The organism is Corallococcus praedator (genome assembly GCF_003612125.1).
Lineage (GTDB): Bacteria > Myxococcota > Myxococcia > Myxococcales > Myxococcaceae > Corallococcus > Corallococcus praedator.
The window spans coordinates 12,176-37,744 of the sequence record NZ_RAWI01000043.1 but is presented as its reverse complement, the minus strand read 5'-3'; the positions used below and the strand labels follow the sequence as shown (position 1 = coordinate 37,744).

22 protein-coding genes are annotated in these 25,569 nt (G+C 70.7%); 15 read left to right on the top strand and 7 right to left on the bottom strand.

Going from position 1 to position 25,569, the window contains the following annotated elements; all coding sequences use genetic code 11:
- A partial coding sequence (locus tag D7Y13_RS47110) for a hypothetical protein (protein ID WP_208734454.1) occupies positions 1-274 on the top strand: 274 nt, incomplete at its 5' end.
- Here the strand turns inward: D7Y13_RS47110 and D7Y13_RS08510 are convergent.
- The 3 genes from D7Y13_RS08510 to D7Y13_RS08500 all read right to left on the bottom strand — a co-directional run bounded on the left by D7Y13_RS08510 (position 172) and on the right by D7Y13_RS08500 (position 3,554).
- Positions 172-1,914: an asparagine synthase-related protein gene (locus D7Y13_RS08510; RefSeq protein WP_158620313.1), complete on the bottom strand. Its 1,743-nt coding sequence runs from the start codon at positions 1,912-1,914 to the stop codon at positions 172-174. The genes D7Y13_RS47110 and D7Y13_RS08510 overlap by 103 nt on opposite strands.
- A 55-nt stretch (positions 1,915-1,969) precedes the next feature.
- Positions 1,970-3,106: a glycosyltransferase family 4 protein gene (locus D7Y13_RS08505; protein ID WP_120582862.1), complete on the bottom strand. Its 1,137-nt coding sequence runs from the start codon at positions 3,104-3,106 to the stop codon at positions 1,970-1,972.
- A gap of 79 nt (positions 3,107-3,185) precedes the next feature.
- Complete coding sequence (locus D7Y13_RS08500; protein ID WP_120532805.1) at positions 3,186-3,554, bottom strand: hypothetical protein; 369 nt, start codon at positions 3,552-3,554, stop codon at positions 3,186-3,188.
- A 133-nt stretch (positions 3,555-3,687) separates the two neighbouring features.
- Between D7Y13_RS08500 and D7Y13_RS08495 the strand changes: the two genes are divergently transcribed.
- Together D7Y13_RS08495 and D7Y13_RS08490 are read left to right on the top strand one after the other, a co-directional pair.
- Positions 3,688-4,260 (top strand): dihydrofolate reductase family protein, encoded by a 573-nt coding sequence (locus D7Y13_RS08495; protein ID WP_120582863.1) that lies wholly within the window; start codon positions 3,688-3,690, stop codon positions 4,258-4,260.
- Positions 4,261-4,485: 225 nt separating this feature from the next.
- Positions 4,486-4,815, top strand: coding sequence for a hypothetical protein (locus tag D7Y13_RS08490; protein ID WP_233595380.1), 330 nt, complete (start codon positions 4,486-4,488; stop codon positions 4,813-4,815).
- Positions 4,816-4,908: 93 nt separating this feature from the next.
- Here D7Y13_RS08490 and D7Y13_RS08485 read toward each other — a convergent pair whose 3' ends face one another.
- Positions 4,909-5,598 (bottom strand): hypothetical protein, encoded by a 690-nt coding sequence (locus D7Y13_RS08485; protein WP_147444237.1) that lies wholly within the window; start codon positions 5,596-5,598, stop codon positions 4,909-4,911.
- 404 nt (positions 5,599-6,002) lie between these two features.
- Here D7Y13_RS08485 and D7Y13_RS08480 point away from each other — a divergent pair, with 404 nt between their 5' ends.
- Positions 6,003-7,583, top strand: a complete 1,581-nt coding sequence (locus tag D7Y13_RS08480; RefSeq protein WP_120582865.1) for a sensor histidine kinase — start codon at positions 6,003-6,005, stop codon at positions 7,581-7,583.
- A gap of 5 nt (positions 7,584-7,588) precedes the next feature.
- On the opposite strand, the gene D7Y13_RS08475 is transcribed toward D7Y13_RS08480, so the two are convergent.
- On the bottom strand, positions 7,589-9,127 hold the full coding sequence (locus D7Y13_RS08475) for a GspE/PulE family protein (protein WP_120582866.1): 1,539 nt from the start codon (positions 9,125-9,127) through the stop codon (positions 7,589-7,591).
- 88 nt (positions 9,128-9,215) lie between these two features.
- Between D7Y13_RS08475 and D7Y13_RS08470 the strand changes: the two genes are divergently transcribed.
- The 9 genes from D7Y13_RS08470 to D7Y13_RS08430 all read left to right on the top strand — a co-directional run bounded on the left by D7Y13_RS08470 (position 9,216) and on the right by D7Y13_RS08430 (position 20,820).
- Positions 9,216-9,377, top strand: coding sequence for a hypothetical protein (locus tag D7Y13_RS08470; RefSeq protein WP_199728780.1), 162 nt, complete (start codon positions 9,216-9,218; stop codon positions 9,375-9,377).
- The gene (locus tag D7Y13_RS08465; protein WP_120582867.1) at positions 9,374-12,331 is read left to right on the top strand and encodes an ATP-binding protein; all 2,958 of its coding nucleotides are present in this window, start codon (positions 9,374-9,376) and stop codon (positions 12,329-12,331) included. The genes D7Y13_RS08470 and D7Y13_RS08465 overlap by 4 nt, the downstream gene beginning before the upstream one ends.
- A complete protein-coding gene (locus tag D7Y13_RS08460; RefSeq protein WP_120532811.1) occupies positions 12,328-13,713 on the top strand; it encodes a sigma-54-dependent transcriptional regulator in 1,386 nt (461 codons plus the stop codon). Before D7Y13_RS08465 ends, D7Y13_RS08460 begins: the two co-directional genes overlap by 4 nt.
- A 174-nt stretch (positions 13,714-13,887) precedes the next feature.
- A complete protein-coding gene (locus tag D7Y13_RS08455) occupies positions 13,888-14,367 on the top strand; it encodes a hypothetical protein (protein ID WP_147444238.1) in 480 nt (159 codons plus the stop codon).
- Between the two features lie 16 nt (positions 14,368-14,383).
- Positions 14,384-15,484 carry a serine hydrolase domain-containing protein gene (locus D7Y13_RS08450; protein ID WP_158620314.1) on the top strand — a complete coding sequence of 367 codons (1,101 nt, stop codon included), beginning with the start codon at positions 14,384-14,386 and terminating at the stop codon, positions 15,482-15,484.
- Positions 15,485-15,775: 291 nt separating this feature from the next.
- A complete protein-coding gene (locus tag D7Y13_RS08445) occupies positions 15,776-16,879 on the top strand; it encodes a hypothetical protein (protein WP_120582869.1) in 1,104 nt (367 codons plus the stop codon).
- A gap of 11 nt (positions 16,880-16,890) precedes the next feature.
- Positions 16,891-18,855 carry an acetate--CoA ligase gene (acs, locus tag D7Y13_RS08440; RefSeq protein ID WP_120582870.1) on the top strand — a complete coding sequence of 655 codons (1,965 nt, stop codon included), beginning with the start codon at positions 16,891-16,893 and terminating at the stop codon, positions 18,853-18,855.
- Between the two features lie 43 nt (positions 18,856-18,898).
- Positions 18,899-19,177, top strand: a complete 279-nt coding sequence (locus D7Y13_RS08435; protein ID WP_120532816.1) for a DUF485 domain-containing protein — start codon at positions 18,899-18,901, stop codon at positions 19,175-19,177.
- Between the two features lie 17 nt (positions 19,178-19,194).
- Positions 19,195-20,820, top strand: a complete 1,626-nt coding sequence (locus D7Y13_RS08430; protein ID WP_120582871.1) for a sodium:solute symporter family transporter — start codon at positions 19,195-19,197, stop codon at positions 20,818-20,820.
- Positions 20,821-20,933: 113 nt separating this feature from the next.
- Here D7Y13_RS08430 and D7Y13_RS08425 read toward each other — a convergent pair whose 3' ends face one another.
- The gene (locus tag D7Y13_RS08425; RefSeq protein ID WP_120532818.1) at positions 20,934-22,049 is read right to left on the bottom strand and encodes an alpha/beta fold hydrolase; all 1,116 of its coding nucleotides are present in this window, start codon (positions 22,047-22,049) and stop codon (positions 20,934-20,936) included.
- A gap of 43 nt (positions 22,050-22,092) precedes the next feature.
- Positions 22,093-22,854, bottom strand: coding sequence for a bestrophin-like domain (locus D7Y13_RS08420; RefSeq protein ID WP_120532819.1), 762 nt, complete (start codon positions 22,852-22,854; stop codon positions 22,093-22,095).
- A 189-nt stretch (positions 22,855-23,043) separates the two neighbouring features.
- Between D7Y13_RS08420 and D7Y13_RS08415 the strand changes: the two genes are divergently transcribed.
- Together D7Y13_RS08415 and D7Y13_RS08410 are read left to right on the top strand one after the other, a co-directional pair.
- On the top strand, positions 23,044-23,907 hold the full coding sequence (locus tag D7Y13_RS08415) for an ion transporter (RefSeq protein WP_120532820.1): 864 nt from the start codon (positions 23,044-23,046) through the stop codon (positions 23,905-23,907).
- A gap of 11 nt (positions 23,908-23,918) precedes the next feature.
- Entirely contained in the window at positions 23,919-25,496 is a 1,578-nt protein-coding gene (locus tag D7Y13_RS08410) for an N-6 DNA methylase (RefSeq protein ID WP_120532821.1), read from the top strand.
- Positions 25,497-25,569 lie beyond the last annotated feature (73 nt).

Genomic DNA, 25,569 nt, shown 5'->3' with positions numbered 1-25,569 from the left:
CCACCCGCTCACCGCCCTGCGCAACGACACCCACCCCTTCGACTTCGACCGGGCGCGGCCGTCTGGCCATGGGGGCCGGCTGGACTTCCATCTCGTCGTCAACTGGCTCATCGCCGAGCACAAATCCCAGGGCTTCATGCAGCGGCGCATGAACGCCGCGGACGTGGAACGCTACGCATGCTTCGCGTTGACCTCCGACGCGGGCGCCGCACGGGCCCGTGAGTTCTTTGAACGATTGGCCATCTCCGAGGTCGGACTGTCACGCAACCACTGACCCAGCACGAACGCGCGCATGACCAGTTGTTCAGGCGCCACCCGGTAGCCGCCGGGCATGGCCCCCGCCGGAGCTCCCCGCAGCAATCCGTCCAACTGCTCCACGAAGACCTCGGGGACCAACGGCGAAGGCAGGGCCTCCAGTCCCGACCGCAAGAACGCGACCACGCGCGGCGAGCGCCGCAGCATCCGCCCCCAGTCCACGCCATTGCTGCTTTCGGCGAAGGGAATGTCCAGGTGTTTGGCGAACCGCCGCCGGTAACAATCCTTGAACAGCCGTTTGTCGGTGCGCCACGCCGCGGGCAGCGCCCGTGACAGCGCCAGCACCTCGCGGTCCATCAATGGATTGAACACCTCCAACCGGTGGGCCTTGAAGTAGTTGAGGTGGTGCAGGAACGCGGGCACACGCTCCCGGAAGTAGAGCGTGTCCCGGAGTGCCTCCAGTCCCTGCGGAGCCGCCGCCACCCGCTGGCGCACCTGTTCCTCGCGCGCCGCCCATGCCTCCTCCCCTCCGCCCACCAGCCACCGCTCATGCCCCGCGACGTCTTGCGTGAAGGGCAATGACAACCGCGCCAGCACCCCTCCCACCGTCGTCGCGTTCCACCCCGTGGGCCCGAAACACTCGTCGCCCCGGAACAGCGAACCCACGCCGTGCCGCTCCGCCAGCCGCTGACACAACGTCAGTTCGTCCGCGTGACCGAAGGCCAGCTCCGTCATGCCGGACTGGGCCTGGAACATGGCGGCGAACGTTTCCGGGACCTGCCCCACGCTCCGCTTCAGCTCCACGTGTCGCGTGCCGAAGCGCTTCGCGATGTCGTGCGCCACCCGCGCGTCCGACCCCTCCCGCCGCAGGTCGTGCCCCCACGTCACGGTGCACAGCCGCGACGTGTCCTCCACATGCCGCGCCACCGTGTGGAAGAGGAACCGCGAATCCCAACCGCCGGTCAACAGCAGCGCGGGCGCACGGGCCTGCGTCCACCGCTGGAGGATGGCGCGCTCCAGGGCCGTCTCCAGTCGCGTCAGCGTCGCCTTCACGTCGAACAGGCCGGAGTCCTGGCGCACGGTGTCCGAACCCGTGCGCCGCCGCTCGACCCGGCCGTCGCGGTGCACCAGGTGCTCGCCGGGAAGCAGTTGGAGGACCTCCGCCAGCAGCGTGTGTCCCGCGAAGAAGCGCCCTCCCACCAGGAACTGCGCCAGGTTCGCGCCGTCCACCGGGGATGGCGCCAGCGTCCGCAGCGGCGCCACCTCCGGGGAGAACGCAATTCCCCAGGGCCCGGACCGGAAGAACCACCGGCGCGACGCGGTGGGGTCCATGAAGAGGTACGTCGCTTCCGGCGTGCGCACGAACACCTGGAACGAACCGTCCCATCCCTCCAGGAACCGCTCCCCCCGCTCCAGGAACGCGTCGAGCAGCGCGTCCGCCACGGCCTCGTCCCCGAATGGCCGGCCCAACACATGCCCCTCGAAGGCCAGACACACGCCCGCGCGCTCCCGGAGGCCGCCCGTCCCCCGGAGCGCGAATGCAAACCCCGGCCCCGCGCCGCGCCGGGCGCCCTGTCCCTCCACCGGATACAGCCGGGCCTCCATCCGCTCCAGCAATGCCCCGGCCTCCGGCCCCACCACTCCCGTCAGCCCCGGCATGCACCGTCTCCCAGTCCGTGAAGGGGCCTCCAAGGCCCAGCGCGTCCGTCCGCCTTCATGCCGACCCCGCCGACAGGGCCCGCGCGTAGACGCGCACGTAGTCCGCCACCTGCCGCGAACCATCGAAGCGCGCGAGCACCCCTTCGGCCCGCTCGCGCAGCAGGGGCTTCACCGCGCCGTCCGCCACCTGGGCCATCCGCGCCGCGTAGGCGTCCGGGTCCGCCGTGTCTCCCCGGACGAGCAGGGGCCAGTCCGTCCCCAGCACCTCCGGGATGCCGCCCACCGCCGGCGCCACCACCGGCAGGCCGTGCGCGAGGGCCTCCAGCATGACCAGCCCGAAGGACTCGAAGCGCGAGGTGAGCACCAGCGCCGTGGCCTGCTGGTACTCGCGCGCCAGCACCTCCGTGTCGTCCTCCCCCACCAGCACCGTGATTGCGTCGCGCAGCGGATGGGACTCCAGCAGCTCCCGGGCCCGGATGGCCCCCCGGTGGGTGGTGACCAGTCGCAGGGTGGCGTGGGGCCGGCTCGCGTGCAGACGGGCGAAGGCCGCCAGCAGCAGCTCCGGCCGCTTCACCGGCCGGAGGGATGACACGTGGAGGAACCGATCCGCCAGCTCCGCCCCCGGGGTCCACGGGCGCCGCAGCTCCGGCCGGAGGAAGTTGTGGACGACATCCGCCGGGGGCAGCTCCGGCAGCCGGTGCGCCAGCGCGTCCGCCAGGTAGCGCGACACGCACGTCACCGCCGCCGCGTCCCGCAGCACCTCGCGGGTGACCTCCGGCCGCGTCCCGAGCAGCGCATCGTTGAGCACGTCCGAGCCGTGGAAGGTCACCACGTACGGCACGCCCCGCAGCCGCCGCAGGAAGTACGCGGGCAGGCCGAAGACCTGGAGGTTGTGCAGGTGCAGCAGCCCGAAGGGCGCCGTGTCATGGAGGCGCAGCAGCTGTTCGCACACCTCCAGCGGACTGGTGAAGGCCGCGTCCACGTCCAGGCTGTGCGCGGCCAGCAGCGCCCGCTCCGGAGACAACACCCGCGTCCCCTCCGGGCGCGCGCCCAGCGGATCACAATGCAGGTAGCGGACCGCGAGCCCCTCCTGCCTCAGCGCCGCGCCCAGGCTGAGCGCCGCGATGGACGAACCTCCACTGGTGGACAGCATGCCCATGCAGACCGTGGGCAGTCCTTCAAGGATGGACATGCGGCGAGGATACGGATCACCGCTGACATGCCTTCTTGCGCACGCGCCAGGGTGGGCCGCCGCCGCGCAATGACAGACGTCACGGGTCGGAGGAGACCACCCGCTCCGGCTCCAGCACCTCCCGCGTCGAAGCCCCCCGCTCGATGTAGCCGGCGCCGCCCCTCAGCTCCCGTCCATCCTCCAGGACCGCGACGAGCCTGTATGACGATTCGCCCCGGGGCACGTAGGACAGGGCCAGGGATTCACCCTTGAGCAGCAGGCGCTGGACGACCTGGCCATCCGCGTGCTCGAGGCGGACCTCCTGGACGTCCTGTCCGGTGTGGTTCTCCACGCGCACCTGGATCTGTGCTCGCACGGGCCCCGTGTCCTGCAACCAGAGCACGACGCCGGTGACGACCGTCAGGATGGCCCCCGTCACCGCTCCTCCCAAGAACCACAGCACCCGCATGGACCTGCCTCGCTTGCGACCCCGCCACGGGGTCGGATGTCCGGTTCTAGCAGGCGCCCTGGAGCTCGGGCACACCGGGAGCCCGGAGCCTCGCTCGGTGGTGTAAGCCACGCGGACAGGAGGAAGGATCCGCATGAGAAAGCTCACCTATTACGTCGCCGCCACCCTCGATGGCTTCATCGCCTCGCCCCACGGCACCTTCGACTTCTTCGCCCTGGAGCCGGACTACCTGGACGCGATCGCCGCCGAGTATCCGGAGACGCTCCCGGCCGCCTACCGCGCATTGCGCGGCCTCTCCGGCCCGGGGAAGCACTTCGACACGGTCCTGGAGGGCCGACACACCTACCAGGTGGGATTGGACGCGGGCGTCACCAATGCCTATCCCCACCTGGAGCATTACCTGTTCTCGCGCACCCTCACCCAGAGCCCCGACCCCACCGTCAAGCTCTCCAGCACCCCGCTGGCCACCGTGCGGGAGCTGAAGGCCCGGGACGGGTTGGGTATCTGGCTGTGCGGTGGCGGGGCGCTCGCGGCCGAACTGCTTCCGGAGATCGACGCGTATGTCATCAAGCTCAATCCCGTCATCGTGGGCTCTGGCATCAAGCTCGTCGACGCGGGCTTCGCGCCCCATCGCCTCCAACTCACGGGGTCCCGCAGCCTTCCAAGCGGCGTCGTCTTCTTGAGCTACGAACGCAGGCCCGCGTGAAGGTCCGCGTCTCACTTTCGCGACCTTGAGACTCGCAAGCTGAGAATCCCAGTTATTCCCATCTCAAACAAAATGGATGGAAACGTGACGTCGAATTGAGGCGAGGCGTGCGCGTATACGGCGGCGCCGACCTCCAGCGGGCTGGCGACGACGGACTGCGCGCAGGGCTTCGCCTGTACGGACCTGTTCACGGAGGCGCGGCAGTGTCTGGCCACGTGTGACCCGATGGCGGCCGTCCCCGGCTGCCCGAGCGGCACGGTCTGCGGCGTCTACGGCCTGTGCATCGAGCAGTCCGTGCTGGAGCCCATCGGCTTCGCCTTCGACCCGGCGCTCATCGGGGAGACGTGCAGCCTGGGCTTCGCCGAGTTCTGCGGCACCGAGGGCGCGCGCGGCGCCTGCGTGGACCTGGCCGGCACGGGGCACGGCACCTGCCTGCGCTATGCCCGCGCCCGGTCGGACTGCGGCGCCGGTGAGGAGCTGGGCTTCATCGGGTATCCGCTCGCCGGTGGCGGCTACGACCGCACCACGGGCTGGTGCTACGCGGACGGCCTCTGAGCTGACGGCCGCAAGGCGGTGCACGCCACCGCTTCATCGGGAGGGTGGGAGTGGAAGCTCCCATCCTTCGTGACGCGAGGCGGGCGTCTGGGTTCAACCCAGGAATTGCGCGGCCGGAGGAGCGCCTGTGAGCAGCACATGCGCCGCGATGAGGTCGTTCTCCAATTCCAGACGTTGGTGGTCCAGCCAGGACCCGGCCACCCAGGAGCACTCCAGTCGCTCCGCCGCGGCGAACAGCACGCCCTGGGCATGTCCAGCCACCAGGACCTTCTTCGCGTGGACCTGGAGCCGGTTCGCGATGTTCCCCTCGCCCACGTAGAGCAGGGCCTGCTGGCCCACTCCCCGGATCCGGTAGAGCCCGCGCGCATCCAGGAGCGACCCGGCGCGGGCGTCCACCTCCTCCAGGGGAATCCACGGCGACCAGCGGTGCCCGCACCAGGACGGGGATTCCACGGGGCCCTCCAGGGGTCCAGCGGGCGGGACGCCGGGCGAATGACACGCAAGCGACCCGACCGCGGGTCCTCCCCGGAAGCGCTTGCCCTGGGACACGAGGAGCGCGTTGTTCGGGCTCGACATGCGAAAGCCCTGGGGCATGCGGCCAAAGCTCACGGTGGGAGACTGCCCATGCTCCTGACGGTGGGCCGCGATGGCCAGGGCTTCGAGTCCCTTCCGCGTCGGCACACTGCCCTGCACCTCCACCACGGAGACCTCGAAGGTGGCCCCTTCCAATTGACGCAGGGCCCAGAGCGCCGGCGCCGCGGTGTGGGGGTCTCGGTAGGGCATGACGTCGCCATGGACACCCTTCAGCATCGCAAGCCGTCCTCGGAGTGAGTTCCGTGTCTGGCCCAGGTAGTCCAGGAACGGGCGGTCGCGGCGCCGGATGCGATACAGCCCGGGCTCGGCAGGAAGCGTGCGACTCCGCCCGGCGCCCTGCAGGGGCTCCCAGGACGACCAGCGGAGTTCGGGTGGCACACGGGGCCACTGCTCGACGAGGGAGACCATGCGGGAGATTCCGCGCTCCTGTCGGGAGTGCGGACGGGCTGCATCCTATCGTTGATCGCCCGCCTGCCTGCTGATCAGTGGAGCCGCCCGCCTGGGCGCATACCTCCCGGGCGGGAGTGTCCGGAGGAGAAAGCTACCGTGCGACACTGGCGGAGAGCCCCCTCCGAGGGATTACGCTTCAGCGCATGCGAAGCTCCCTGGATGACCGCCTCCAGTCCGAATCCCCGGACAACGGGGGCATCACCTACGTCAGCAGCCACGGCAACCCGGACGTGGATGCCCAGCTGCGCCTGCTCATCGACAACGTCAGGGACTACGCCATCCTGACCCTGGACCTGGAGGGGCGCGTCGCCAGTTGGAACGCGGGGGCCGAGCGCATCAAGGGCTACCGGGCCGAGGAGATCCTCGGGCAGCACTTCAGCCGCTTCTATCCCCCGGAGGACGTGGCCCGGGGCAAGCCCCAGGCGGAGCTGGAGCAGGTCGCCCGGGAGGGCCGCTTCGAGGAGGAGGGGTGGCGGCTGCGCAAGGACGGCAGCCGCTTCTGGGCCAACGTCATCATCACCGCGCTGCGCGACGGCCAGGGGACCCTGCAGGGCTTCGGCAAGGTGACGCGCGACTTCACCGAGCGCAAGCTGGCCCAGGAGCGCCTGCTCCAGAGCGAAGAGCGCTTCCGGCTGCTGGTCGAGAACATCCAGGACTACGCCATCTACATGCTCGACCCCGAAGGCCGCGTCAGCACCTGGAACGCGGGGGCCGAGCGCATCAAGAACTACCGGGCCGAGGAGGTCCTCGGGCAGTACTTCGGCCGCTTCTATCCCCCGGAGGACGTGGCCCGGGACAAGCCCCAACGGGCCCTCCGGGTGGCGGCGGAGGAGGGGCGCTTCGAGGAAGAGGCCTGGCGGATCCGCAAGGACGGCAGCCGCTTCTGGGCCAGCGTCGTCATCACCGCGCTGTATGACCCACAAGGGACACTGCGGGGCTTCGCCAAGGTGACGCGCGACTTCACGCAGCGCAAGCAGACCCAGGAGCGGCGCGAGGTGGAGATGCTGCGGGACGCCGTGCTCGCCCGGGACGAGTTCCTGTCCGTCGCCTCGCATGAGCTGAAGACGCCGCTGACGCCGCTGCAACTGAAGCTGACGTCCCTGCTGCGCGCCGTGGAGAACCACCCGGAGGCCACCCTGCCCGTGGTGCGTCTGGCCCGCGACCTGGATGTGGCGCGCCGACAGGTCCGCAAGCTCGCGGACCTCATCGAGGACCTGCTGGACGTCTCCCGCATCAGCATGGGCCAGCTGCGGTTGGACCGGTCGCCCATGGACCTGACCGCGCTCGCACGGGAGGTGATTTCCCGCTACACGCCGCAGGCCCAGCAGGCGGGCTGCACGGTGGAGCTGGAGGCGCCCGCCCCCATCCCCGGCAACTGGGACCGGGCCCGGATGGAGCAGGTGCTGACCAACCTCATCACCAACGCGCTCAAGTACGGCGCGGGAAAGCCCATCCGCGTCCACGTGCGCATGGACTCCAGGCTGGCCCTGCTCACCGTGCAGGACGAAGGCATTGGCATCGCGCCGGAGCACCAGCCCCGCGTCTTCGAGCGCTTCGTGCGCGCGGTGTCCGAGCGCAACTACGGAGGGCTGGGGCTGGGCCTCTTCATCACCCAGCAGATCGTCGAAGCCCACGGCGGCATCGTCCAGGTCCGGAGCACGCTCGGGCAGGGCTCCGCGTTCACCGTGCTGCTGCCCCAGGGACTGGACACGACGCTGGACTGACGCCGTCAGCCCGCCCGGCCGCGCTCCTCCCGCTCCGTGACGAGGTAGCGGTACGGCACCACGCGCGTCAGCTCATGCAGCGTGGTGACACCTTGCGCCACCTTCTCCAGGGCGTCCTGCACCAGCGTGCGGAAGCCCCGGGCCACCGCGTGCCGGCGAAGCTGCACGACGGGCGCGCCGGTGCCGATGAGCAGTTGCAGGTCGGGGTCCACCACCAGCAATTCAAACAGCCCCACCCGGCCCTTGAAGCCGGTGTGACGACACGCATCGCAGCCCTGCCCCGCCCGGGGCTGCACGCCATCCAGGAGTGGCCCCAGCAGCGCCACCTGCTCCGGCGTGGGCGTCGCGGGCGCGGAGCACTCCGGACAGATGCGTCGCACCAGGCGCTGGGCCAGCACCGCGAGCAGCGCCTCCGCGATGTCCCCGTCCTCCAGCTTCAGCCCCCGCAGGCGGCTGACCGTGCCAATCGCATCCGCCGTGTGCAGCGTGCCCAGCACCACGTGCCCGGTGGAGGCCGCCATCAGCGCGGTGCTGCCCGTCTCCAGGTCGCGAATCTCCCCCACCAGCATCACGTTGGGGTCCTGGCGCAGCAGCGCGCGCAGCAACGTCAGGTGCGGCATCTGCGGCGACACCTGCTTCTGGTTCACCTTGGGGACCAGGTATTCGATGGGGTCCTCCGCGGTGATGATCTTCTTGCGCCCGTCGTTGAGCCGGGCCAGCGCCGCGTACAGCGTCGTCGTCTTCCCGCTGCCCGTGGGCCCCGTCACCAGCACCAGCCCCTCCGGATTGCCCAGCAGCCTGAGCACCGTCGCCTGCACCTCCGGCGTCATGCCCAGCTTCTCCACCGGCACCAGGCCCACCGAGGCGTCGAGCAGGCGGATGACCACGTCCTCACCGGACGGCGACGGCACCACGCTCACGCGGAAGTCCACCGCCTTGGGCCCCGCCGCCCCGTGGTAGAGCGCGCGCAGCCGGCCGTCCTGCGGCCTGCGCCGCTCGGAGATGTCCAGCCCGGCCAGCACCTTGATGCGGCCCACCACCTCCGGCAGTGAGTCCGGGGAGATGTCCGTGTACGCCTGATGCAGGATGCCGTCGACGCGGTAGCGCAGGTCCACGTCGTCCGGGTAGCTCTCCAGGTGGACGTCGGACGCGCCCTGCTCCACCGCCCGCGTCAGCACGTGGTCCACCAGCTCCACCGGCGTGGGCTTCTGCGACAGGGGCGTGCCCGGACGCAGCACCACATCCACCGAGACGTGGGGCCCCGCGCCGAACCCCACCTCCAGCGCGGTGTCGATTTCGTACCGGTTCAGCCGCACCGGCTGCACGGGACGCCGCAGGAAGTCCGCGATGCGGTAGCGCACGGACAGGTCGTCCGGATGCAGCATCGCCACCGTCACCGGCGCCTGCTCCCGCGCGGCGTCCACCTTCCCCATCACCGCGACGCCCAGGCGGCGGCAGAAGGACTCCGGCAGCAGCCGCAGGGATTCGCGGTCGAGGGTGAACTGGGACAGCTCGGAGAAGGGGGGGACTTCCGGGGGAGCCATGGGCCGCCGGCTTATCACGGCCCCCCTCGCGCCCGACGGGGCTGATATCCTCACGCGCATGTCGCGGCCTCCCGCGGAACCTCCCGCCATGCCGTCGCTGCTGGTGTTCGCCGTCGCGGTGCTGCTGTTCGGCTCCCCGCTGCGGCGACTGTGGCTGGCGGAAGGCGCGCCCGCCTACCTTCCCTTCGTCGTGTGGCTGGGCGTCATCGCCCTGGGCGGCTGGGTGGCGCACCGGAGCCTGCGCCCATGACGCTGGGGCTGGGCCCGCTCGTCGTCGCCTCCGTGGCCTACCTGGGCGTGCTGTTCCTCGTGGCCTACGCGGCAGAGCGGGGCCGCATCCCGGCCCGCATCACCCAGCACCCGCTGGTGTACGCGCTGGCCCTGGGTGTGTACGCCACGTCCTGGTCCTACTTCGGCAGCGTGGGCTACGCGGCCCGCCACGGCTTCCGCTACCTGGGCATCTACCTGGGCCTCACGCTCGCATGTCTGCTGGCCCCGGTGCTGTGGCGGCCCCTCTTGCGGCTGACGCGCGAGTTGCAGCTCACGTCGCTCGCGGACCTGCTCGCGTTCCGCTACCCCGGGCAGGTGACGGGCACCGCGGTGACGCTGTTCGCGCTGGCCGGCAGCCTGCCCTACCTGGCCCTCCAGATTCGCGCCGTCGTGGAGTCCGCCCGCCTGCTGAGCCCCGCCGCGGCCCCCGCGCTGGTGGGCCCGGGCTTCTGCGGCGTGCTCGTGGTCTTCTCGCTGCTCTTCGGCGCGCGCCACCCCGCCCCGCGGGAGCGTCACGAGGGGCTGATGCTGGCCATCGCCTTCGAGTCCGGCGTGAAGCTGCTGGCGCTCGTCATCGTCGCGGGCTGGTGCGTGGTGTCCGTCTTCGGCGGCGTGGGCGGCCTGCAGGACTGGCTCACCGTGCACCCCGAAGCGGTGGAGGCGCTGCAGCGCCCCGCGCGCGACGCGTCCTGGGCTCCGCTGCTGGTGCTCTCCGTCGTCGCCGCCTTCCTCACGCCCCGCCAGTACCACGTGGCCTTCACCGAGGCCCCCGAGCGCGACGGCCTGGCCACCGTCGCGTGGGCCTTCCCGCTGTTGATGCTGCTCATCAACGCGGCGGTGCCGGTGCTGCTGTGGTCCGGAGAGGCGCTGGGCCTGCCCTGGCCCGCGGACTTCCACGTCCTCTCCGTGCCCGCCGCGAAGGGCGCCACGGCCGTGGCGCTGCTCGCCTTCCTGGGCGGCGTGTCCGCGGCGAGCGCCATGGTCATCGTCACCACGCTCGCGCTCGCGCCCATGTGCCTGACGCACCTGGTGCTACCCCTGGGCACCGCGCGCGGCCGGGACGACCTCTACGGGTGGCTGCTCTGGGCCCGGCGCGTGCTCATCGCCGCCATCATCCTGGCGGGCTACGGCTTCTACCGGCTCATCGACACGCGGGCGACGGGGCTCGTGGACCTGGGGCTCGTGTCCTTCGTCGCGACCGCGCAGTTCGCGCCGGGCGTGCTGGGCCTGCTGCTGTGGCCCAAGGCGACGCGCGCGGGGCTGCTCGCGGGGCTGGGCGCGGGGGCCGCGACGTGGACGGCCACGCTGGTCGCGCCCCTGTGGGAGCCGCCGTCGGTGGTGGCGTGGACGAACCAGGCCTCCGTCGCGCTGGGCTTCTCCGCGGAGGAGCCGTGGGGCTTCGCCACGTTCACTTCGCTGGGACTCAACGCGCTGTGCTTCGTCGCCGTGTCACTGATGACGCGCCAGTCGGTGGAGGAGAAGGAGGCCGCCCGGGTGTGCGCGCGCGAGGCGCCGGGGCTCGCCGAGGGCAGCGTGGCGGCCAGCTCCCCCGACGAGTTCCGCCGGCAGTTGGAGCCGGTGCTGGGCGCGCAGGTGGCGGCGGCGGAGGTGGACCGCGCGCGCGAGGCCCTGGAGCTGCCCCCGGACGAGCGCCGGCCCGCGGAGCTGCGCCGCCTGCGCGACGGCGTGGAGCGCAACCTGTCCGGCCTCATCGGTCCGGTGCTGGCCCGGCTCGCGGTGGGCGAAGCGCTGCGGTTGGATCCCGGCGCGCGCACCGCCCTGGCGGATCAGCTGCGCTTCGTGGAGGAGCGGGTGCGCGACGCGCGGGACATGCGCGGACCGGTGCGCGAATTGGAGGTCGTGCGCCGCTACCTCTACCGCATCCTGGAGGACCTGCCGCTGGGCGTGTGCACGGTGGGCCCGGACGGAGAGGTCGTCATCTGGAACGCGGCGCTGGAGGCGGTGTCGCGCGTGTCCATGGACGCGGCGCGCGGCCACCCGCTGGCGCACCTGCCGGAGCCCTGGGGCACCCTGCTTTCGGACGTGGCCGCCTCGCAGGCCAGCGACACCGAGGCACGCGTCCCGGTGGCGGGCCAGACGCGCATCCTGCGCGTGCACTGCTCGCGACTGACGCCATCCGACGGGGAAAGCGCGGGGGACTCGCAGGGCCTGACGCTGCTGGTGGAGGACTGGACGGAGCGCAAGGCGGTGGACGCGCGGCTCGCGCACCAGGACCGGCTGGCGTCGCTGGGCCGGGTGGCCGCGGGCGTGGCGCATGAGATTGGCAACCCGCTCACCGCCATCGCCAGCCTCACGCAGAACCTCAAGTACGACCTGGAGGACCCGGAGGCGGTGCGCGACCGCGTGGGGCTCATCCTCCAGCAGTGCCGGCGCATCGACGCCATCGTCCGGACGCTCGTGGGCTTTGGCCACGCGGGCACGGTGGGCGGCGAGTCCCGGCCCTTCACGCGCGTGCCGGTGGGCCCGCTGCTCGCGGAGGCCACGCAGCTGGCGCGGCTGTCGCGCAAGGGGCGCGACGTGGCGTGCACGCACCAGAGCCCGGACGGGCTGGACGTGCGGGGCGACGCGCAGCGACTGGAGCAGGTGCTGGTGAACCTCTTGACCAACGCCATCGACGCGTCGCCCACGGGCTCGCGGGTGGACCTCCTGGCGGAAGCCGAGGGAGACGTGGTGCGCATCCAGGTGGAGGACCGGGGCCACGGCATCGCCCCGGAGCTGTCGCAGCGCATCTTCGAGCCCTTCTTCACCACCAAGCAGCCCGGCGAAGGCACCGGCCTGGGCCTGATGCTGGCGGAGGGCATCGTGCGCGAGCACGGCGGCACGCTGCGCATCGAAGGCCGCGCCGAGGGCGGCACCCGCGTCACCGTGAACCTGCCCCGCGCGGCCCTGAAACTCCCGGAGGCTTCCGCGTGAGCCGCATCCTGGTCATCGAGGACGAACCCATCATCCGCACGGAGCTGCGGCGGCTGCTCACCCGCGCGGGCCATGACGTGGCGGAAGCCGGCGCCGTGCCGGAGGCCGCCGCCGAGCACGCGCTGGACGCCTTCGACCTGGTCATCTCCGATTTGCGCCTGCCCGGGCCTCCGGGCACGGACATCATCGGGCTGTGTCCGGGCGTGCCGGTGCTCATCATGACCAGCTATGCCACGGTGAAGTCCGCCGTGGACGCGATGAAGCTGGGCGCGGTGGACTACATCGCGAAGCCCTTCGACCACGACGAACTGCTGCTCCAGGTGGAGCGCGTGCTGCGCGAGGGACGGCTCACCCGGCAGAACGCGGCCCTCAAGCGCGAGGTGGAGCAGACCTGGGCCCCGGGCGGCATGGTGGGCACGTCCCCCGCGATGCGCGACGTGTTCGAGCGCGTGCGCAAGGTGGCCTCCTCCGCCGCCACCGTGCTGGTGCTGGGCGAGTCCGGCACCGGCAAGGAACTGGTGGCCCGCGCCGTCCACGCGCAGAGCCCGCGCGCGGAGGGCCCGATGGTGGCGGTCAACTGCGCCGCCATCCCGGAGGGCCTGCTGGAGAGCGAGCTTTTCGGCCATGAGAAGGGCGCCTTCACCGGAGCGCAGGCCGCGCACGCGGGCCTCGTGGAGGCGGCGCACGGCGGGACGCTCTTCCTGGATGAGATTGGAGAGCTGCCCGCGCCCGCGCAGGCGCGCCTGTTGCGCATGCTCCAGGACGGCGAGGTGCGGCGGGTGGGCGCCACGCGCTCGCGCAAGGTGGACGTGCGCATCCTCGCCGCCACGCACCGCGACCTGCCCCGCCGCGTGCAGGAAGGCCTGTTCCGCCAGGACCTCTACTTCCGCCTGCGCGTGGTGGAGATCCGCCTGCCGCCCCTGCGCGAGCGAGGCGAGGACCTGCCCGCGCTCGCGAAGCACCTCCTGGAGAAGGCCACCCGGCGACTGGGCCGCCCTCCCGCGTCGCTGTCCCCGGAAGCCCTGGCCGCCATCGCCGTGCACCCGTGGCCGGGCAACGTGCGCGAGCTGGAGAACGCCCTGGAGCGCGCGGTCATCCTCGCGGACGGGCCGCTGCTCACCCCGGACCTGCTGGCGCTGGAGCTGCCCGGCGCGGCGGCGACGGACGTGCCTCCGGCCGCGATGGAGGAGTTGGACTTCCCGCCGCTCGTCGCCGGAGAGGATCCACGCTCGCCGGATTCGATGGAGGAGTACTTCCGCCGCTTCGTGCTGGAGCACCAGGACCGCATGGGCGAGACGGAGCTGGCGCGCAGGCTGGGCATCAGCCGCAAGACGCTCTGGGAGAAGCGGCAGCGGCTGGGCATCCCCCGCACCCGCGCCTGACGTCCGACGCGTCGATGCCGACATGTTTCGACGCGTCGAAACGCGTCGAACCGCGTCGACGGCGGCGCCCCTCACGGGCTCCCAGAGGGAAGCGACGCGCGGCACATCGCTTGCTCATGGCTCCTGGCATCCACCGGACGAATCCAACCCCCGGTGCATCAGGAGCAGCCCACCATGTGCAATTCCGCCCGCCTCGACTCGAATGGTCAGCCCCGGTCCGGCTTCGACACCCGCCTGCGTCCCGACACGGCCCGCACCGCCGCGAAGGGTGGCGCCCCCCTGTCCACGGAGCGCACCGCCAACTGCGTCGTCGTCAACCAGTGGGGTTCGGCCATCAGCGGCGTGACGCTGCGCCACCGCTACAACAACGACCCCAGCTATCAGCAGCAGGGGAACTGGCCCTCGCTCGCGCAGAACGCCACCAGCTCTTCATTCCCGGCCACCTACTGGACCGGCGCCATCGGTCACGACTACTGGTGGGTCCAGTTCCAGGATGACAACGGGAAGATCTGGACGTGCAAGCAGAACTTCTACTGCACCCTGGATGCCTCCGACGATGGCACCACCGTCTACTTCTTCCTCAACGGCTCCTCCGAGGACATGAAGATCCAGATGACCAGCAATGGCTGCGACGTCTCCCTCTACGAGTCGTAGGCGCCGGAGCCATTCCATGCCGACCGAAGCGCAGGACCCCGCGCGGCTGAAGCAGCTCGTCGCGGCGGCCATGAAGGACTACCTGGGCACGCAGACGGAGATTGGCGTGTCGGCGGCGGTGGCCGTCGGAGACGTGCGCGCCCACTACGTCGCGGGCCTGTCGGACCGTGAAGCCAACCAACCGGTGTCCGAGGACACGCTGTTCCTCATCGGCTCCGTGCAGAAGGTCTTCACCAACACGCTCGCCGCCGCGCGCATCGTGGAGGGGAAGCTGGCGCTGACGGATCAGATCACCCGCTTCCTGCCGGGGGAGGTCCGCCAGCAGGGCACCGTCATCCGGCAGGTGACGCCCCAGGCGCTGGGCACCATGACGGCGGGCATGCCGTCCGCCAACGTGCCCGGCCACCCCGCGGGCGCGCTGTACCGGGGGGAGGTGCCGCCCCCAGCGATGTTCGACTTCTGGACGCGCTTCAACCCGGAGACGCGCGTGGGCGCGCACTACAGCTACTCCAACGTGAGCGAGGTGACGCAGGGCTTCACCACCACCTTCGCCGCGCGGCGCAGCTACCCGGAGCTGTTCGCCACGGACATCCAGGAGCCGCTCGCGATGCGCGACACGCGCGTGGACCTCACCGGCATCCGGCCCGAACGCATCGCGCAGGGCTACACGACCCAGGGCAAGCGCCTCGGCTACCGGGGCGTGGGCTTCAACTCCACCGCGTCGGACATGCTGCGCTTCCTGGAGGGCAACCTCTTCCGCGTCCCCTCCATGCCGCTGCTCACCTACCGCGCGATGAAGCTCGCGCACACGCCCCACTTCGAGATCTCCGCCCGTCAGTCCATTGGCCTGGGCTGGTACATCACCGACGCGCCCGGCGGCGCGAAGGTGGTGAGCAAGGCCGGCGGCAACGGCGGCTTCGTGGCGTGGGTGGGCTTCCTGCCCGGACACGCCGCAGCGGTGGTGCTCCTCACCAACGGGCACCCCACGACGGGCCTCAGCCTGCCCGCCACGGGCCGGAAGATCCTCCTGGAAGCCGCGGGCCTCGACACCTCGGAGGTGCTGCCGGACACTGACGCGGACGCGGGCATCCAACCCGAGGAGGACGCGGCGGCCTGAGCCTACCGGGGCTCGCCCGGCGGCCTGTCCCCCCCGCCCGAACCCGCGCGCACGCTCGCCCTGCCTTGAAGGGCGCCCTCATGTCTCGCGACACACGACACGGCCACGCTGACGCATCGCGTGGCCGTGTCACCCGGTGTTACCCCGGCGTTACGACGCAGTGCGAGAATCGTTACGGGGGGTAACGCCCTGTCACCTTCCGCCACATCCTGACGCGCCGAGCCAACCCCCAAGGTCCTGAAACGCAACGGACGCGGGCGTGGAACAGGCATTGCTCATGCGACAGGGCCTATGCGCCCTGCCCCAAGCCTCCTGTCGCGCTGGATGGTGCTGACGGCCCTGCTGACCGCGCTCCCCGCGGCGGCCGGGAAGATCCAGCTCGGCGACGACGCGGTGCTCAACGTCGACGTGCTGCTGCACCCGCAGATGCAGCTCGTGAAGAACGGGGCGCCCACGGGGGGCGTGAGCACGGACTTCTTCTTGCGCCGCGTGCGCCTGCTCGTCTTCGGCTCCATCACCAAGCGGCTGTCGTTCTTCATCGACACCGACCAGCCGAACCTGGGCAAGAACGGCGACTGGAACCCGGCCTTCTACATCCAGGACGCGACCATCGCTTACGAGGTCGCCGACAAGATGTGGGTGGAGGCGGGCTTCATCCTCGCCCCGCTGTCGCACCAGGCGCTCCAGGGCGCCATCGCGCTCCAGACGGTGGACTACCACTCCGACATCATCCGCTACCCGCTGGGCGTGGGCAAGGTGTGGCGCGACATGGGCGTGCAGGTGCGCGGCTTCGCCGGGCCCTGGACGTACCGCGCCGCCATCCTGAACGGCGTGGAGGGCGCAAAGCTGGAGAACGGGCAGGTGGTCAACCCGGACGACCTGCCGCGCGCCGTGGGCCACGCGCGCTACAACGTGCTGGGCCACGAGTACGACCAGTTCCTCCGGGGCATCTACTTCACCGACCAGCCCCTGCTGTCCTTCGGCGTGGGCGGCGACTACCAGTACTCCGCCATCGCCACCGCGTCCGGCGTGCATGACGCCGTGGCGCTCGCGGCGGACGTGTTCCTGGACCTGCCGGTGGGCGCGGACCAGGAGTTCGTCTTCCAGAGCAACGTCTTCTCCTGGCAGCAGGGCTTCGACAACCCGCGCAGCGGCACGGGCTTCTTCGTGGAGCTGGGCTACCGCTTCGGAATCGTGCAGCCCATCCTCTCCGGCGAGTACTTCAACGGGCGCGTGGCCGCGCAGGACCTGCTCACGCTGCGCCCCGGCCTCAACCTCTGGTTCCAGAAGCACACCTTCAACCTGAAGACGGAGGTGGCCGTGTCGCGCGTGGGGGACATCGCCCATGCGACCACGGGCATCACCGGCACCGCCCAGCTCCAGCTCTTCTACTGAGGACCTCCGCCATGGCACCCGCCCAGGACCTGCTCGTCGCGCCCAAGGAAGCCTTCCGCCGCACCGCCCACGTGAAGAGCCTGGAGGACTACCAGCGCCTCTACCGCCAGAGCCTGGACGCGCCTGACGCCTTCTGGGGCGAACAGGCCCGGCAGCTCACCTGGTTCCACCCGCCCGAAACCATCCGGGAGGTGAACGAGCAGGCCGCCGACTTCACCTGGTTCGGGGGTGGCAAGCTCAACGTCACCGTCAACTGCGTGGACCGCCACGCGAAGGCGCGCCCGGACAAGGCCGCCATCATCTGGGCGAAGAACACGCCCGGCGACTACGAGGTCATCACCTTCCGCGACCTGCAGCACCACGTGGGCCGCGTGGCCAACGTGCTCAAGGCGCACGGCGTGAAGAAGGGCGACCGCGTCATCGTCTACCTGCCCATGGTGCCGGAGCTGGCGTACACGATGCTCGCGTGCGCCCGCATCGGGGCGGTGCACTCCGTGGTGTTCGCCGGCTTCTCCGCGGACTCGCTGCGCGAGCGCGTGCTGGACTGCAGCGCCAAGGTCGTCGTCACCGCCAATGAAGGCCCGCGCGGCCCCAAGAACGTGGCCACCAAGGCCATCACCGACGAGGCCCTGGAGGGCCTGTCCCAGGTGACGTCCGTCCTCGTCGCGCGCCGCACGGCCAAGGAAGTGCCGATGCGCGAGGGCCGCGACCACTGGCTGGACGTGGAGGTGAAGAAGCACCGGGGCGTGTGCCCCGCGGAGTGGATGGACTCCGAGGATCCGCTCTTCATCCTCTACACGTCGGGCTCCACCGGGAAGCCCAAGGGCGTGATGCACACGACGGCGGGCTACCTCGTGTACGCGGCCACCACGTTCCGCTACATCTTCGACACGCAGCCGGACGACGTGCACTTCTGCACCGCGGACGTGGGCTGGGTGACGGGCCATTCGTACCTCGTGTACGGCCCGCTCTCCACCGGCACCACCACCGTCCTCTTCGAGTCCACGCCCACCTGGCCCGACGCGGGCCGCCTCTGGCAGGTGGTGGACGACGTGAAGGCCACCACGCTCTACACCGCGCCCACCGCGCTGCGCTCCCTCATCAAGGAGGGGGACGCGTTCGTCACGAAGTCCTCCCGCAAGTCCTTGCGCCTGCTGGGCAGCGTGGGCGAGCCCATCAACCCGGAGGTGTGGCGCTGGTATCACGACGTGGTGGGCGAGGGCCGCTGCCCCGTGGTGGACACGTGGTGGCAGACGGAGACGGGCGGCATCCTCATCGCGCCCCTGCCCGGAGCGACGCCGTGCAAGCCCGGCAGCGCCACCCTGCCCTTCTTCGGCGTGGAGCCGGTGCTGGTGGATGAAGAGGGCAAGGTGCTGGAGGGCAACGGCGTCAGCGGCAACCTGTGCCTGGCCCGCTCCTGGCCGGGTCAGGCGCGGACGCTGTACGGCCACCACGAGCGCTTCGTGGAGACGTACTACGCAAGATTCCTGCCCCTGTACTTCACCGGCGACGGCTGCCGCCGCGACGAGGACGGCTACTACTGGATCACCGGCCGCGTGGACGACGTGCTCAACGTGTCCGGCCACCGGCTGGGCACCGCGGAGGTGGAGAGCGCCCTTGTCGCGCACGAGGCCGTCGCCGAGGCCGCCGTGGTGGGCTACCCGCACGACCTGAAGGGCACCGGCGTGTGCGCCTTCGTGACGGTGAAGCCGGACTTCGTGCGCACGCCGGACGAGAAGATGATGGGCGCGCTGCGCGAGCAGGTGCGCCACGTCATCGGGCCCATCGCGGCGCCGGACCGGGTGGTGCTGGTGTCGGGCCTGCCCAAGACGCGCTCGGGGAAGATTCTCCGCCGCATGCTGCGGAAGATCGCCAGCGGGGAGACGGAGAACCTGGGCGACGCCAGCACGCTGGCGGACCCCGCGGTGCTGGACGAACTGCTGACCAAGGGGCTGCCTCCGGCCTCGCGACGCTGAAGGCCCGCGGTCCCTTCCCTTTCACTGCCGAGGAGGCACACCGATGTATGGCAATTCCAAGGACGATGTCCTGAAGGCACTCGCCGCCGCGCGCTGGCGCGTGGCGGGAGCGCTCACGGTGGCGATGCTCGTGACGTACCTGGGCTTCATCCTGCTCGTGGCGTTCAACCGGCCGCTGATGGGGCAGCAGCTCATCCCGGGGCTGTCCATTGGCATCGTGCTGGGCGCGGTCACCATCCTGGTCGCCTGGGTGCTGACGGGCCTCTACATCCTGTGGGCGAACCGCAAGTACGACCACATCCTCGACGAGCTGCGCCGCTAGCGCCGAAAGGGCACTTCATGAATCCCTCGACCGCGGGCTCCCAGATTGGCCAGCCCAACACGACGGCCATCGTCTTCTTCCTCATCTTCGTCAGCATCACGCTGGCCATCACCTACTGGGCCGCGCGCCGCACGAAGACGACCTCCGAGTTCTTCGCCGCCGGCGGCAACATCAGCGCGGTGCAGAACGGCTTCGCGCTGGCGGGCGACTTCATGAGCGCCGCGAGCTTCCTGGGCATCGCGGGGCTCGTGGCCACGTCCGGCTTCGACGGGCTCATCTATTCGGTGGGCTGGCTGGTGGGCTGGCCGGTGGTGACGTTCCTCATCGCGGAGCCCCTGCGCAACCTGGGCAAGTACACCTTCGCGGACGCGGTGGCCTACCGGCTGAAGCAGACCCCGGTGCGCCTGTCCGCCGCGGTGGGCACGCTCACCGTCGTCGTCTTCTATCTGATTGCCCAGATGGTGGGCGCGGGCAACCTCATCCACCTGCTCTTCGGCCTCTCGTATGAGATGGCCGTGGTCATCGTGGGCGCGGTGATGATCCTCTACGTGCTGTTCGGCGGGATGATCGCCACGACGTGGGTGCAGATCGTCAAGGCGGTGCTGCTCCTGGGCGGCGCGTCCGCCCTGGCGGTGGCGGTGCTGTGGAAGTTCGGCATGAACCCGGCGGCGCTCTTCAACGAGGCGGCGAAGATGTACGGGCCGGAGGTGCTGGCCCCGGGCAAGCTGGTGGCCAACCCGCTGGAGACCATCTCCCTGGGCGTGGCGCTGATGTTCGGCACGGCGGGCCTGCCGCACATCCTGATGCGCTTCTACACGGTGCCCAACGCGAAGGCGGCGCGCACGAGCGTGTTCTACGCCACGGGCCTCATCGGCTTCTTCTACCTGGTGACGTTCGTGCTGGGCTTCGGCGCGGCGGTGCTGGTGGGCCGGCAGGGCATCACGGCGGTGGACAAGGGCGGCAACATGGCGGCGCCCATGCTCGCGGAAGTGGTGGGCGGCACGGGCTTCCTGGGCTTCATCGCCGCGGTGTCCTTCGCGACGATCCTCGCGGTGGTGGCGGGCCTGACGCTGTCGGGCGCGGCGGCGCTGTCCCATGACCTGTGGTCGCACGTCGTGCGCAAGGGCCACGCGCCGGAGGCCGAACAGCTCAAGGTGGCGCGGCTGGCGAGCTTGCTGCTGGGCGTGCTGGCCATCATCCTGGGCGTCGTGTTCAAGGGGCAGAACGTGGCCTTCATGGTGGGCCTGGCGTTCGCCATCGCGGCGAGCGCGAACTTCCCGGCGCTGCTCTTGTCCATGCTGTGGAAGGGCTTCACCACGCGCGGCGCGGTGGCGAGCATGCTGACGGGCGCCTTCAGCGCGGTGCTGCTCATCTTCCTGTCGCCCACGGTGCAGGTGGAGCTCTTGGGGCACGCGTCGGCGCCCTTCCCGCTGAAGAACCCGGGGCTCGTGACCATCCCGCTGTCGTTCCTGGTGGGCTGGGTGGTGTCGCTGCTGTCGCCGGAGGCGGAGGCGTCACGGCGGTTCGCGGAGGTGCAGCACCGCATGCACGTGGGCGCGCTGGTTCCGCCCCCGGTGGTGACGCCGCCCGGCGTGGCGGGCTCGGTGCCGCCCGGCATCCCGGAGGCTCCGCACAAGGTTTGAAGGCTGCTCGGCGGTCCTCCACGGTTTCTTCCTCGACGTGGGGGACAGGGACGGAACCCGGGTGTTTCCAAAGGGGCCCGGGTTCCGTCCTCTCTTCTTCCAAGGCAGAAGCGCTACTTCCCCCGAGTCAGGGGAAGCACGTCCTGCACGAGTCGGACGAGCACCTTGCCGGGCTCCTCCTCGTGCACCATGTGGGCGGAGTCCTCGAACCAGACGAGCTTCTTCGAGGGGGCCTGGAGTGCGTCGTACCAGGGCTCGATGAGGCGCGCGGACGTGGTGAGGTCATGCCGCCCGTGAAAGAGGAACACCGGGCACGCGAAGCGCTTCACCGGCGTGAAGTCCACCTGGGAGATGGCACCCCAGAGCGCCACGAAGCTTGCGTCCAGGCCCTCATCCCGCGCCTGGAGGTCCTTCTGCGTGACGTCCGGGCTGAAGCGCCAGACCTCCGCGCCGTGCCAGCTCCGGTCGCGCCAGTTGTAGCTCTCATAGCGCGACAGCCACCGGCGCTCCTTCGGCAGGTTCACCAACTGGCGCGCGGCATCCTTCGGATCCGGAAAGGGCGCGAGCGCTTCCAGCTCCGCGACGGCCTTCGCGTTCCCATCCGCGCGAGCCGCCTGGAGCGTGGCCTCGTAGCCCAGCGCTTCGTTCCGGGGGACGTCCACGACCTGGCCGATGCCGACATAGGCGTCGAACCATTCCGGATGGCGCTGCGCGAGCTTCACCCCGAGCACGGTCCCCCAACTGTGTCCCACGAGCACGATGCGCTTCTTGCCGTAGGTCTTGCGCAGGTAGCCGACCACCTCCTCCGCGTCGGCCACCATGCGGTCCACGGTCAGGGTGGGGCGCACCTTGTCCGGGGCGTTGAGCGCGTGCGTCTTCCCCGCGCCCCGCTGGTCCCAGTGCGCGACGGTGAAGAACTCCTCCCATTCGCCCTGGTAGAAGTAGGAGGACGGCAGGGACGTGAAGCCCGGGCCTCCGTGCAGGAAGAGCAGCAGCGGGTTGTCCCGGTGGCGTCCCCGGACCGAAATCCACTGGTCGATGCCACCGATGCGGACCGCCTCCGCCTTCTCGATGCCGTCCGGGAGCACGCTGCGGCGCGCCTCGCGCATGACGGCCTGGGGCGTGGGAGGTGCTTCCTCCTCCGCGGTGGCCAGGCCCGCAGTCAGCGCGAGGCCCAGACCCAGCAGGCAGAGGGGGGCGCGCTTCGGGATGTCTTTCAGGGTCCGCATGTCTCCTGAACGGACGGCGTCCACGCCGATTGCAGTGAGAGCGTCAGGGCATGGAGCGCAGTTGCTGCTGGAGGTCCCTCAGCGGTTTTTGATCGGAACGGATGCGTCCGCGCAGGGGGACATCCAGGTCCACGAGGGTGAACATCACGGCGGTGAGGATCACCACGAAGATGAGCCAGGGGATGCCGCCCCGATTGCGCGTATCCGGCCGGAAGCCCAGGAGCATCGCCGAGCCGAGCATCCCGACGAGCAGCAGGGCGAAGATGGTGTTCGGAATGATGTTGCGGGCTGACGCCAGGCGCTCCCCGGAGACGTCAATCAGGTCGTTGAGGGCCTCGGTGGAGAGGGTCAGGACCGCGGTCGGGGTCTGTGGCGCCACGCCTTTCAGCAGGGACCAGAGCTCGTCCTGGAGCGCATTCGATTCCTGGAGCAGTTGCTCGAAGAGCTCCGGATTCCCCGCGGCCTCGTAGCCCTCCAGCCGGATGTCGGTGTAACGGCGCAACCGGGTCCGCATCTCGCCGCGCGTGGGTTCGGGGAAGAAGTCCGTGCGCAGGTAGAACGTGCCAATAGCGTTCGCCTCCTTGACGACGAGGTCGCGGCGCAGCGTGTACCGGTCAGAGGCCATGGAGAAGGAGAAGGCGAGCAGGAGCGCCACCAGGCCGAGCACCGAAGCCTGGAGCGCCGACACGTCGTCCATCCCTGACTTGCGGTGGCTGAGCCAATAGCCGGCTTCCAGGCTCAGATAGAGCAATGCCAGCACCCCCAGGGCGAGCCCCCACGTAGGCATCATTTCGACGATTCGCATTGCGCCGGAAAGCCTCCGCTCCACGGAAATGGAAGCCAGGAACGGTGGACCCGGGAGCCGGTGACGGCAACGCGCCCGCGGGTCCAGGACCAGGGAGGGTCGTGAACGTTCCGGCGCGAAACCGCCCTCCCTGGGACGTGGCCCCCACCATCCTCGACGGAGGGAGGATTGCGCCTAAGCTGCGCGGCCGTGAACCGGCCTTCCGAGCAGAGCCCCGTGGGCGGCTTCCGCGCCCGCCTGCACACCGTCATCTTCGAAGCGGACACCCCGGCGGGGAAGGTGTTCGACGTGGCCCTGCTGTGGGCCATCGTGTTCAGCGTGGCCGCGGTGATGCTGGAGAGCGTGTCGCAGGTGCGCACGCACTACAGCGACGCGCTGCACGTGGCTGAGTGGATCTTCACCGTGCTCTTCGCGCTGGAGTACGTGCTGCGGCTCATCGCGGTGCGCCGACCCCTGCACTACGCGCGCAGCTTCTTCGGCATCGTGGACCTGATGGCGCTGTTGCCGTCGTTCCTGAGCGTGGTGTTCCCCGGGGCGCAGACGCTGCTGGTGGTGCGCGTGCTGCGCCTCCTGCGCGTCTTCCGCATCCTCAAGCTGGGACACCTGCTGGGGCAGGCGGAGGTGCTGCTGACGGCCCTGCGCGCCAGCCGCCCGAAGATCATCGTCTTCCTGGGCACGGTGCTGAGCATCGACGTCATCATGGGCGCGCTCATGTACATGGTGGAGGGCGAGGCGAACGGCTTCGACAGCATCCCCCGCTCCATGTACTGGGCCATCGTGACGATGACGACGGTGGGCTTCGGGGACATCACGCCCAAGACGGTCACCGGGCAGTTCCTCGCGTCCATCCTGATGGTGATGGGCTACGGCATCATCGCGGTGCCCACGGGCATCGTGTCGGTGGAGCTGGCTGCCGCCACGCGTCAGCACGTGGACACCCAGGCCTGCCCGGGCTGTGGCGCACAGGGTCATGACCCGGATGCGCGCTTCTGCAAGCGGTGTGGGACGGCCCTGGATTGGACCCCGCCCGGCACCGAGGGTGAAACTGGCTAGGATGGCCGGGCATGCCCCGCGCCATCGACACGCCCGAGGTGGACGAGGAGCTGCTGGTCCACCAGTTCCCCGGCATCAACCGCAAGGCGGTGGGCGCGTTCTACACGCCCGCGCCCATCGTGGAGCGCACCCTGGCGCTCGCGCTCGGGCACGTGGGCCAGGGCCCGCTCACGGTGGTGGACCCGGCCTGTGGCGCGGGGGCCTTCCTCGCGGCGGCGGCGCGGCACCGGCCGGACGCGAGGCTGTGCGGCCTGGAGCTGGACGCGGGGGTCGCTCGCCTGTGTCAGGCCCGGGTGCCGGGCGCGGACGTTCGCGTGGGCGACGCGCTGCGAGGCGGGCTGGAGCCCCTGCTCGCGGGGACGCCGGAAGGGCACACCGAGTTATGGGTGGGAAACCCGCCCTACAACGGCACGTCGCCGGTGCTGAAGGACGCGGACGCCTACGCGCGCCTGAGGGCCCTGGTGCCCCTGGCGATGCCGCACGGCACCAGCCTGCGGGATGACTTCGCCTTCTTCCTGCTCGTCGCCATGAAGCGCCTGGCGACGCATCCGGGAGCGCTGGCCTTCATCACGCCCGCGAGCCTGCTGGAGTCGTTCATCTACGCGCCGCTGCGCCGTGCCCTGCTGGATGCGCTGCACCTGCGCGAGGTGGTGGACCTGGGGCCGGGCATCTTCACGGGCACGCAGGTGCGCACGTGCATCACGGTGTGGACGTCGCGCTCCGGAAGCGAGGCCCCGCCCCCGCGCTACGAGCACAAGGGCGTGGGCCAGTGCTTCACGCCGGAGCCGCCCGAGTGGCGGCTGTCCCCCATCGCCCAGGAGGCCGCGGTGCTGGACGCGGACTGGAGGGCGCGGGGCGAGCTGCTCACCACGCTCATCCCGGTGAGTCTGCCCGGGGTGAAGACGCGCTTCGACGAGCTGCTGGTGGACGCGGACGCGGAGCGGCTGCTCGCGCGCCTGCGGGCCTTCGCGGCCGCGACGGAGGACACGCTGGAGGACTTCGCGCGGGAGTACGGCCTGGAGCCCGGGCTGCTGCCCAAGCTGCGGGCGTTGAAGCAGGGCCCGGCGCTGGAGGTGGACCCGTGCCACGTGCGCCCGTTCTTCCGCTACGGCGGAGCCCGGCACCGGGGCGCGCTGCCGCCCGAAGCGCGAGCGTTCTGCTACCTGGACCGGCGCTTGATTCCGCGAGGGGACCACCGGCTGCGCGGCCCGTATGATCCGCACCACGACGCGGTGAAGCTGCTCTTCAACGTGCGGGAGCTGCCCCTGTCCGCGGCGCTGCTGGAGGAGCCCGGCTGCGTGCACGATCACCGGCACGCGAGGTTCGCGCCGCTGTACGTGCCCCAGCGTGTGCGGGACGAAGGCCTGGGCATCACCCGGAGCGCCGAGTCGTGCGAGGAGTTGGGCCCCAGGGTGCCCAACCTGTCGCCCCGGGGTCAGGCCTGGGCCGAGACGCTGGGAGGCCCGGCGGAGGCGTTCCGCGCGGTGATGCGCTTCCTGAACGGGGCGGCGGTGCAGCGGGTGTGGGCGCCCGCGTTCGGGGCTTCCCGGGTGGTGCCGGTGCCGCTGGAGGGAAGCCTGCCGGAGTGATGACTCCCCATCACCCGACGCGCGGGGGGGTGGACATTCTCCTGCGATGGGGCCGTGCGGCGGGTAGTGTCGC

Excerpts from the sequence above, each read along its gene's own strand:
- D7Y13_RS08510 (WP_158620313.1), bottom strand. The coding sequence starts at position 1,914 with ATGCCGGGGCTGACGGGAGTGGTGGGGCCGGAGGCCGGGGCATTGCTG.
- D7Y13_RS08505 (WP_120582862.1), bottom strand. The coding sequence starts at position 3,106 with ATGTCCATCCTTGAAGGACTGCCCACGGTCTGCATGGGCATGCTGTCC.
- D7Y13_RS08500 (WP_120532805.1), bottom strand. The coding sequence starts at position 3,554 with ATGCGGGTGCTGTGGTTCTTGGGAGGAGCGGTGACGGGGGCCATCCTG.
- D7Y13_RS08495 (WP_120582863.1), top strand. The coding sequence starts at position 3,688 with ATGAGAAAGCTCACCTATTACGTCGCCGCCACCCTCGATGGCTTCATC.
- D7Y13_RS08490 (WP_233595380.1), top strand. The coding sequence starts at position 4,486 with ATGGCGGCCGTCCCCGGCTGCCCGAGCGGCACGGTCTGCGGCGTCTAC.
- D7Y13_RS08485 (WP_147444237.1), bottom strand. The coding sequence starts at position 5,598 with ATGCCCTACCGAGACCCCCACACCGCGGCGCCGGCGCTCTGGGCCCTG.
- D7Y13_RS08480 (WP_120582865.1), top strand. The coding sequence starts at position 6,003 with ATGCGAAGCTCCCTGGATGACCGCCTCCAGTCCGAATCCCCGGACAAC.
- D7Y13_RS08475 (WP_120582866.1), bottom strand. The coding sequence starts at position 9,127 with ATGGCTCCCCCGGAAGTCCCCCCCTTCTCCGAGCTGTCCCAGTTCACC.
- D7Y13_RS08470 (WP_199728780.1), top strand. The coding sequence starts at position 9,216 with ATGCCGTCGCTGCTGGTGTTCGCCGTCGCGGTGCTGCTGTTCGGCTCC.
- D7Y13_RS08465 (WP_120582867.1), top strand. The coding sequence starts at position 9,374 with ATGACGCTGGGGCTGGGCCCGCTCGTCGTCGCCTCCGTGGCCTACCTG.
- D7Y13_RS08455 (WP_147444238.1), top strand. The coding sequence starts at position 13,888 with ATGTGCAATTCCGCCCGCCTCGACTCGAATGGTCAGCCCCGGTCCGGC.
- D7Y13_RS08450 (WP_158620314.1), top strand. The coding sequence starts at position 14,384 with ATGCCGACCGAAGCGCAGGACCCCGCGCGGCTGAAGCAGCTCGTCGCG.
- D7Y13_RS08445 (WP_120582869.1), top strand. The coding sequence starts at position 15,776 with ATGCGCCCTGCCCCAAGCCTCCTGTCGCGCTGGATGGTGCTGACGGCC.
- acs (WP_120582870.1), top strand. The coding sequence starts at position 16,891 with ATGGCACCCGCCCAGGACCTGCTCGTCGCGCCCAAGGAAGCCTTCCGC.
- D7Y13_RS08435 (WP_120532816.1), top strand. The coding sequence starts at position 18,899 with ATGTATGGCAATTCCAAGGACGATGTCCTGAAGGCACTCGCCGCCGCG.
- D7Y13_RS08430 (WP_120582871.1), top strand. The coding sequence starts at position 19,195 with ATGAATCCCTCGACCGCGGGCTCCCAGATTGGCCAGCCCAACACGACG.
- D7Y13_RS08425 (WP_120532818.1), bottom strand. The coding sequence starts at position 22,049 with ATGCGGACCCTGAAAGACATCCCGAAGCGCGCCCCCCTCTGCCTGCTG.
- D7Y13_RS08420 (WP_120532819.1), bottom strand. The coding sequence starts at position 22,854 with ATGCGAATCGTCGAAATGATGCCTACGTGGGGGCTCGCCCTGGGGGTG.
- D7Y13_RS08410 (WP_120532821.1), top strand. The coding sequence starts at position 23,919 with ATGCCCCGCGCCATCGACACGCCCGAGGTGGACGAGGAGCTGCTGGTC.